Below are 7,913 nucleotides of genomic sequence, written 5' to 3'. Positions count from 1 at the left end.
GAGGTTTTTTTTGGCTTAAATTTTATACCAAGTTATTGATTTTAAAAAATATATTATTTTATACATTTTTCTCTTGATGTAATTAAGAAAATTGATTTTGATTGTTAAGTTGAAAAGATATCTATTTTTAATATTTAAGTAAAAATAACGTGACCAAACGCTTGTGACTAAAACGTGACCATTTTGTGACCAAAAATTTTGGCTTATGGTCTGTAGAGTCATCCGCCAATTATTAAAACCAATTGTTAAAATACAAAAAGTACAGTAAAAATTAAAAGGCGGATTTCATTACAAGCTGTCAGGCAACCAAAATTCATGCAATCGAACAACAAAGTCTCGCATTTTATCGCATGAGCTATACCGCAAGATCCCCATCGCCTCACTACCAAATTGCCAATGCGTTTTCCTTAAGCCCATCATTGAAATCATCCGATTATCCAACGGGGTCGTAGCATAGATCAGGCGTCATTTAGTCAAATTAAAGTAGATATATAGGTAACGAATGTTAAATCATAAACTTTATAATTATACTAAATTGTTAAATAGAATTAACTAATCCCATTTTCTCTCCTCTACTAAAATGTTACAGTATGTTAAGATATATACCCTTTATAATCAAAAACTTAGTTCTGTTTTTGTGGTATATAAGCCCTGTGAAATCTTGCTGTAATTTGAAATATTGTAAATAATTTGTTAAGGTTGCTTTCCAGTTAATCTAATGAAAAGATATCTTTATGAGTTTTGTGAAAGTCGAAAAATTTGGCCCTTTTCCTCGGGTTAATCGTCCTGTTTTTATTGCCTCCGCATTGCTGATTGTCGGATTTATTATTTTTGGTTCGTTATTTGGTGAGTTGGCAGGTGAGGTTTTTAATCAACTGCAATCTTTTATTACCCACCGTTTTCGTTGGCTTTTTATCATTTTGATGAATGTCGCGGTGGTGTTTAGCTTATATATTGCCTTAAGTCGTTATGGCGATATTCGGCTTGGCCATCAGACAGAACATCCTGAGTATAGCTTACTATCATGGTTTGGCATGCTGTTTAGTGCGGGGATTGGGATTGGTCTGTTGTATTGGGGGACGGCAGAGCCGTTATATCATTTTATGTCGCCTCCGATGGGGCAAGCCGAAACCGTAGAAGCGGCTAAACAAGCGATGAGTATTTCGTTTTTGCATTGGGGGATTCATGCGTGGGCGTTGTATTGTGTCGTAGCATTGTCATTGGCGTATTTTCATTATCGCCGTGGCTTGCCGTTGTCGATTCGCTCGGTACTGTACCCGTTGATTGGTCAAAAAATCTATGGCAAATGGGGGCATGTGGTCGATACCCTTGCGGTGTTTGGCACGATGTTTGGGGTGGTGACATCTTTGGGGCTAGGGGCGATGCAAATTAACGCAGGCTTTAGCAATGTGTTTGGTATTCCCAACAATGTCCCGGTACAGCTTTGTTTGATTGCGATTATTACCGCGATGGCGACGTTATCCGTGATGATGGGACTGGATAAAGGGATTAAACGCTTAAGCGATATCAATATTGTGCTGACTGTGTTGCTGCTTGGCTTTATGTTATTTTTTGGTCCGACCCAGTTTATCATCGATAGTTTTATTGAAAATATCGGCAATTATGTCAGCCAACTTATTCCACTAGGATTTTGGAGTGAGGCGTATAGCAATACGGACTGGCAGGCAAATTGGACGATTTTTTATTGGGCATGGTGGGTGAGTTGGTCGCCATTTGTGGGAATTTTTGTGGCGCGTATTTCTCGGGGTCGTACTATCAGAGAGTTTATTTTTGGGGTGTTATTTATCCCGATGCTGTTGTTGTTCTTTTGGTTTACCACCTTTGGTGGCAGCGCGGTACACATGGAATTGATGGGCAATTATGGGCTGATAGAAGCAGTCAAAGCCGATTATGGTAGTGCGATTTTTAAACTGATTGAATATTATCCTTTAACCAAGCCTTTGACGCTGGTGATTGTGGTGATGATTATGTTGTGGTTTGTCACTTCGTCAGATTCGGCAAGCCTTGTGATTGATATGCTCACGGCAGGCGGCGATACCAATCCGCCAAAAATCCAGCGGTTATTTTGGGCATTGAGCCAAGGGGTGATTGCTGCGGTATTATTGGTGGCAGGGGGGTTATCTGCGTTGCAAGCGGTCGCCATTATTGCAGGCTTCCCGTTTGCCATTGTGGTGTTTGTAATGATGTATTGTCTATGGCGAGGGCTAACACGCGATAGATTGACTTTGTACCGTAATCAACAATGGTATATCACGGCAGAGTCTGCTGAGCATAATTCAGCGAATGAGTTTATTGATGAGCATTTATTGCTCGGTCCGCCCGTGGTAGTTAAAGATGAGTGATATTGTTTTTCTTGATTAACATAAATGGACGGGTGTAAGCGTAGCAAAGCTGATGCCTGTCTAGGCAGTCAACCAATGGGCTTAATTCACAGCCTAGACATGCGTTACAAAGAAAAACGCTATAACAAATGCCTAATGTATGGCAATATTTGATATGCCCATAAAATTGTATGCCCATCAAATAATGAGGAAACCCCAATGAGCAAGCCTGAAAAACCTTTTATTGCGCTTAATATCGCAATCTTAACTGTATCAGACACCCGCAGTTTAGAAGAAGATATCTCTGGTCAATACCTAGCTGATAGCCTTGTCGAATCAGGGCATACCCTGGCGGAGCGAGCCATACGCACCGATGATATTTATCAAATCCGTGCGATCGTGAGTCAATGGATTGCCGACCCTGCGATTCACGCTATCATTACCACAGGCGGGACAGGTTTTTATATCCGTGACCAAATCCCTGAAGCCCTAAGCCCGCTGTTTGATAAAGAAGTACAAGGTTTTGGCGAGATGTTCCGCGCGCTATCTCGTGATGAAATCGGCATGTCAACCTTGCAATCTCGCGCGCTAGCAGGCATGGCGAATAATACGGTGATTTTTTGTTTACCTGGCTCTTCGGGTGCCTGTCGTACAGGCTGGGAAGGCATCATCAAAGAACAGCTCGATAACCGTACCCGTCCGTGTAACTTTGTGCCGCATCTGATGCGTGAAAATCCAAAACATGACTATTAAATTGGCAGGGGTGGTGATTTTGGCGGGGGGTGAATCATCTCGGATGGGTTCACCTAAGGCGCTATTAAGCTTGCCAAATGGCGAAACTTTGCTTGATTTTCATATTCGTCATGCCAAACGCTTAAATGTCCCTGTCATGGTGGCGGATAATGGTAAGGGCTTATGTCATGATACAACCGTCAAAATCATTGATGATTATCTGCCAAATCAACAAAATGGCAAAGGAGCAGGGGCGTTATCAGCCCTGGCAAGTGCCATGAATCAAGTCATGTCTCCTTACCATTATTTACTGGTGATAAGTTGTGATAGTTTGGTTCATGCCCATCAAGTCTTTGATAAATTGCGTTATGCGGTAACTGATAATGAAGCGGTGATTTATTTAAAAGCTGAAAAGGATTATCCATTGTTGGGTTTGTATCGTACAGATTTATTAATAAAATTATACGATTATTTGGATAAGGGTCAGCGTGCAGTGATGAAGTTTTTGGCGGATAAAAAAATACAAACCGCTGCATTGCCAAATGAATGGATAACTTTAGCAAATTTTAATACCAAAAATGAATTTGATTTGGCGTTGAACTCACTCAATAAAATAGGATAAATAAGTCAAATTTTGGGAAATTATTCACATTAACAGGATATAAAATAATTTCATCAATTAAGGGTAGGATTAAGGGTATGAGTTAAAATTTAGGCATGGTAATTGCATTTTTAAATTACCTTGTTTGATTATGTTGGAAAACTGCTATGCCTTCAATCAGTAGCCCTGTGAGTGTTGAATTTTTTCCCCATGACAGAGTGAAAGAAAATCGTTTTGACCTTCCTATAACCCCCAAACATGCAAAAGCTGTACAAAATCAGGGCAAAGTGTATCTGGTTGGTGCAGGTACAGGCGACCCCGAACTCTTGACCATCAAAGCCTATAAAACCATCTTGCAAGCGGATGTAATTTGTTATGACAATCTGGTGAGTGATGAGATTTTGGCACTTAATACAACGGCAGAAAAAATCTATGTGGGTAAAAAATGCCACCAACACAGTATGTCTCAACAAGATATTAATAGCCTGCTCGTAAAACTGGCTAAACAAGGCAAAACAGTGGTTCGGCTCAAATCGGGCGATCCATTTATCTTTGGGCGTGGCGGTGAAGAAATGCAAACCGTGATTGGTGCAGGGGTGGCGTGTGAATCGATTGCCGGCATTACCACAGCATTAGCAGTCTCTAATAGTGTTAACATTCCGCTCACTCATCGTGACCATGCCCAGTCGGTGAAGTTTGTTACTGGGTTTTTAAAGACTGATACGCCTAACGAGCAATTCGCTGAACTACTTACTGATAATCAAACGGTGGTGTTTTATATGGGATTAAATACCTTGTCAAATTTAACCCAAGGTCTGTTACAAGCGGGTAAATCAGCCGATACACCATTTGCGATTATTGCCAATGTCAGTCGTCCTAACGAGCAAGTTTTGGTGGGTACGCTAAGCACTATTCAAGCATTGCAAAATGACGCTAAACTGCCATCGCCTGCGGTGATGATTATGGGTGATGTGGTGTCGCTGTATCATCAATTAAATGCGCCTACTTTAACGTATGCCGCATTGTAGGGATGATAAGACTGTACAGATTGTAGCCATAATTAATCGGTTAATCAGTAATTAGTCAGAGTGACAACTATGCTGACACAGGGGGGAGCGGATTGCTTACCTTCTATTTTTGTCAACACCTAAAACCTAAAAAAGGCATGCGGTTTTGATGCCTTTTTTATGTTTGTGAGAATGTTGTGCGGGATTTGGGCAAATTCAATCTATCGTTACAGTTAATAAAGACTAAATCATTACCACGCCATTGGTCACGCTCACAGGGTAGGATTTTAACGCCACTTGCTCATCATCAATGCATTTACCTGTTGCCAAGTCAAAGCGCTGTTTGTACATGGGTGATGCGACATATCGTACCTTTTGCCCGTCAATTTCACAGCTACCGAGTAGTCCACGAGAGATAACATTGGCTTGGCTAAAAGGATCAAAGTTGTGCATGGCAAAAACGTCATCATTTTGGGTGCGAAAGATCGCGACTTGCTCGCCGCCCACTAATGCACATACGCCTGTTTCTGGGATAATATCATCAAGTTTACAAATTTCATTCATGGTTTGATTCCATATTTTTACCCGATGAGATGCCCATTGAGCATCCCACTTTGGTGAATTTTACTAAAGTTAGGCAGGTGTTGCAGTGTCGGCTGAGAATTTAGTTGCATCATAGCCAAGCACTAACTTTTCTTCGGCAGTCGCAGGGCGAATTTGGCTCCGCTCTTCGACAAACACTACGTTGTCATCGACTTTGTCGCTGTTGATAAAGTGCTTAAAGCGTTTGAGGCGCTCTGGGTCAGATAGTGTAGTTTTCCATTCGCATTGGTACGCGTCAATATCCGCTTGCATTTGGGCTTCGAGTTCTTCGGCAATACCCAAGCTATCATTGATAACCACCTGTTGAATATACTCAAGACCACCTTCCATTTTTTCACGCCAGACTGACGTGCGTTGTAAGCGGTCACCAGTTTTGATATAAAACATTAAGAAACGATCGATATATTTAATTAACGTTGCTTTGTCTAAATCACTGGCAAACAGCTCAGCGTGACGAGGCCGCATACCGCCATTGCCACAGACGTATAGGTTCCAGCCGTTTTCGGTGGCGATAATACCGATATCTTTGCCCTGGGCTTCAGCACATTCACGGGTACAGCCTGATACGCCAAATTTGATTTTGTGTGGGGCACGTAAGCCTTTATAGCGGTTTTCCAGTTCGATCGCCAAGCCAACGCTATCATCCACCCCATAGCGACACCATGTGCTACCGACGCAAGATTTGACGGTACGCAAAGACTTACCATAGGCATGCCCTGTTTCAAACCCTGCATTTATTAAACGTTCCCAAATTGCAGGCAATTGGTCGCTGCGAGCCCCAAATAAATCCACACGTTGCCCACCAGTGATTTTGGTGTAAAGTCCAAAATCGCGTGCTACCTCACCTAAGACAATGAGTTTTTCGGCGGTAATTTCACCGCCCGCAATACGTGGCACGACTGAGTAAGTACCATCTTTTTGGATATTCCCCAAGAAAGCGTCATTGGTGTCTTGTAGCGCAACCAGTGGTTTATCAAGAATATAGTCATTCCAGCAAGATGCCAAAATCGAGCCAATCGTTGGTTTACAGATTTCACAGCCATCGCCGTGTCCGTGTCTTTCAATTATCTCTTCAAAGGTGTGGATATTGCTGACGCGCACCAAGTGATACAACTCTTGGCGAGAGTAAGCAAAATGCTCGCAGATGTGATTTTTGACTTCAATACCACGTTTTTTGAGTTCTGACACTAAGGTATCTTTGACGATTTGGGCGCAGCCGCCACAGCCTGTGCTGGCTTTGGTACAGACTTTAATGTCCTCATACGTGAGTGCGCCATTATCAATCGCCGAGCAGATTTGACCTTTGCTGACGTTATAACATGAGCATAGGGTAGCGGTATCGGGCAGATTATCCACCCCCATCACAGGTTTTTCCACGTTTGGCAAAATCAAGCTTTCTGGGTGTAACGGTAAATCAATACCATTTAAAAACAGTTGCAATAAATTGCTATAATCTTCGGTATCCCCGACTAGGACCGCACCGAGCAGGCGTTTGCTGTCTGGGGTAGTGACCAATTTTTTGTACACGCCTGTTTTGGGGTTTTGATAGACATAGCTTTGGCTGTCTTTGATTTTACCATGAGCATCGCCGATACTGCCGACATCGACGCCCATGAGTTTAAGTTTGGTACTCATATCGGCACCATCAAATAGGCTGTCATGCTCACCTGCTATTTGTGAGGCACATACGCTTGCCATGGTGTAGCCTGGAGCAACCAGCCCGTAGATTTTGTTATCCCATAATGCACATTCTCCAATCGCATAAATATCTGGCTCGCTTGTTTGACATGTGTCATCAATGACGATACCGCCACGTTCGCCCAGCTTGAGTCCAGAGCTGCGAGCAAGACTGTCTTGAGGGCGAATCCCTGCGCTAAACAAAATCAAGTCGGTATCGAGCAAAGTGCCGTCAGCAAACTGCATGGTTAAAAAACTGGCGTCATCGTCATGGTTATCGATGATTTGCTGAGTATTTTTGCCTGTCAAAACGGTAACGCCCAAGTCTTCGATTTTCTTTTTCAGCAGCTCACCACCGGCAGCGTCAAGCTGAACGCCCATCAATTGTGGGGCAAACTCGACCACATACGTGGTTAACCCCAAAGTGACCAAGGCTTTTGCGGCTTCAAGTCCGAGCAGACCACCACCCACAACCACGCCACGCTGTACTCGAGAATTGGCGGCGGTGGCGATGATGGCGTCTAAGTCATCAATGGTGCGATACACATGGCAGTGGGCATGGTCATGGCCCTGTACTGGGGGTACGAACGGATACGAGCCTGTTGCTAACACCAATTTTTCAAATTCTAAAGTGTTGCCCTTGCTGGTGATAAGGGTTTTGGTTTGCGCATCAAAACTTGCGACGCCTTCACCCAAATGCAAAGTAATGCCTGCTTGCTCATAGTTTGCCAAATCCACTAAATTAAGCTGACTGGCATCTTTATGTTCAAAGTAACTGGACAAATACACACGGTCATAGGCAGGGCGACTCTCAGCACTAAACACATGGATTTGGTAAGTTTGGTGTAGGCGTTTTTCAATCGCTTTTTCGATAAAGTGGTGCCCGACCATACCGTTACCGATGACGATAAGATTTTTCATGTATTTATCCCTTCTAACGAAACATTGGCT

At 43.0% G+C, this 7,913-nt stretch carries 6 protein-coding genes; 4 read left to right on the top strand and 2 right to left on the bottom strand.

Annotated elements, in window-relative coordinates:
* The first annotated feature begins 734 nt into the window (after positions 1-734).
* The 4 genes from RT143_RS09440 to cobA all read left to right on the top strand — a co-directional run bounded on the left by RT143_RS09440 (position 735) and on the right by cobA (position 4,703).
* Positions 735-2,363, top strand: coding sequence for a BCCT family transporter (locus tag RT143_RS09440; protein WP_313092683.1), 1,629 nt, complete (start codon positions 735-737; stop codon positions 2,361-2,363).
* 198 nt (positions 2,364-2,561) lie between these two features.
* Positions 2,562-3,095 (top strand): molybdenum cofactor biosynthesis protein B, encoded by a 534-nt coding sequence (gene moaB, locus RT143_RS09435; RefSeq protein ID WP_313092682.1) that lies wholly within the window; start codon positions 2,562-2,564, stop codon positions 3,093-3,095.
* Positions 3,085-3,696, top strand: a complete 612-nt coding sequence (gene mobA, locus RT143_RS09430; protein WP_313092680.1) for a molybdenum cofactor guanylyltransferase — start codon at positions 3,085-3,087, stop codon at positions 3,694-3,696. Before moaB ends, mobA begins: the two co-directional genes overlap by 11 nt.
* Before the next feature lie 146 nt (positions 3,697-3,842).
* On the top strand, positions 3,843-4,703 hold the full coding sequence (cobA, locus tag RT143_RS09425; RefSeq protein WP_313092679.1) for a uroporphyrinogen-III C-methyltransferase: 861 nt from the start codon (positions 3,843-3,845) through the stop codon (positions 4,701-4,703).
* Positions 4,704-4,925: 222 nt separating this feature from the next.
* Here cobA and nirD read toward each other — a convergent pair whose 3' ends face one another.
* On the bottom strand, positions 4,926-5,246 hold the full coding sequence (gene nirD / locus RT143_RS09420; RefSeq protein ID WP_095356938.1) for a nitrite reductase small subunit NirD: 321 nt from the start codon (positions 5,244-5,246) through the stop codon (positions 4,926-4,928).
* Between the two features lie 69 nt (positions 5,247-5,315).
* Positions 5,316-7,883, bottom strand: a complete 2,568-nt coding sequence (nirB, locus tag RT143_RS09415; protein WP_313092676.1) for a nitrite reductase large subunit NirB — start codon at positions 7,881-7,883, stop codon at positions 5,316-5,318.
* Positions 7,884-7,913 lie beyond the last annotated feature (30 nt).

Origin of the sequence: Moraxella sp. CTOTU48268, from assembly GCF_032069585.1 — a bacterium.
Classification (GTDB): domain Bacteria; phylum Pseudomonadota; class Gammaproteobacteria; order Pseudomonadales; family Moraxellaceae; genus Faucicola; species Faucicola cinerea.
Note: the sequence above shows the minus strand (reverse complement) of the source record. Positions and strands in the feature narration are given on the sequence as shown.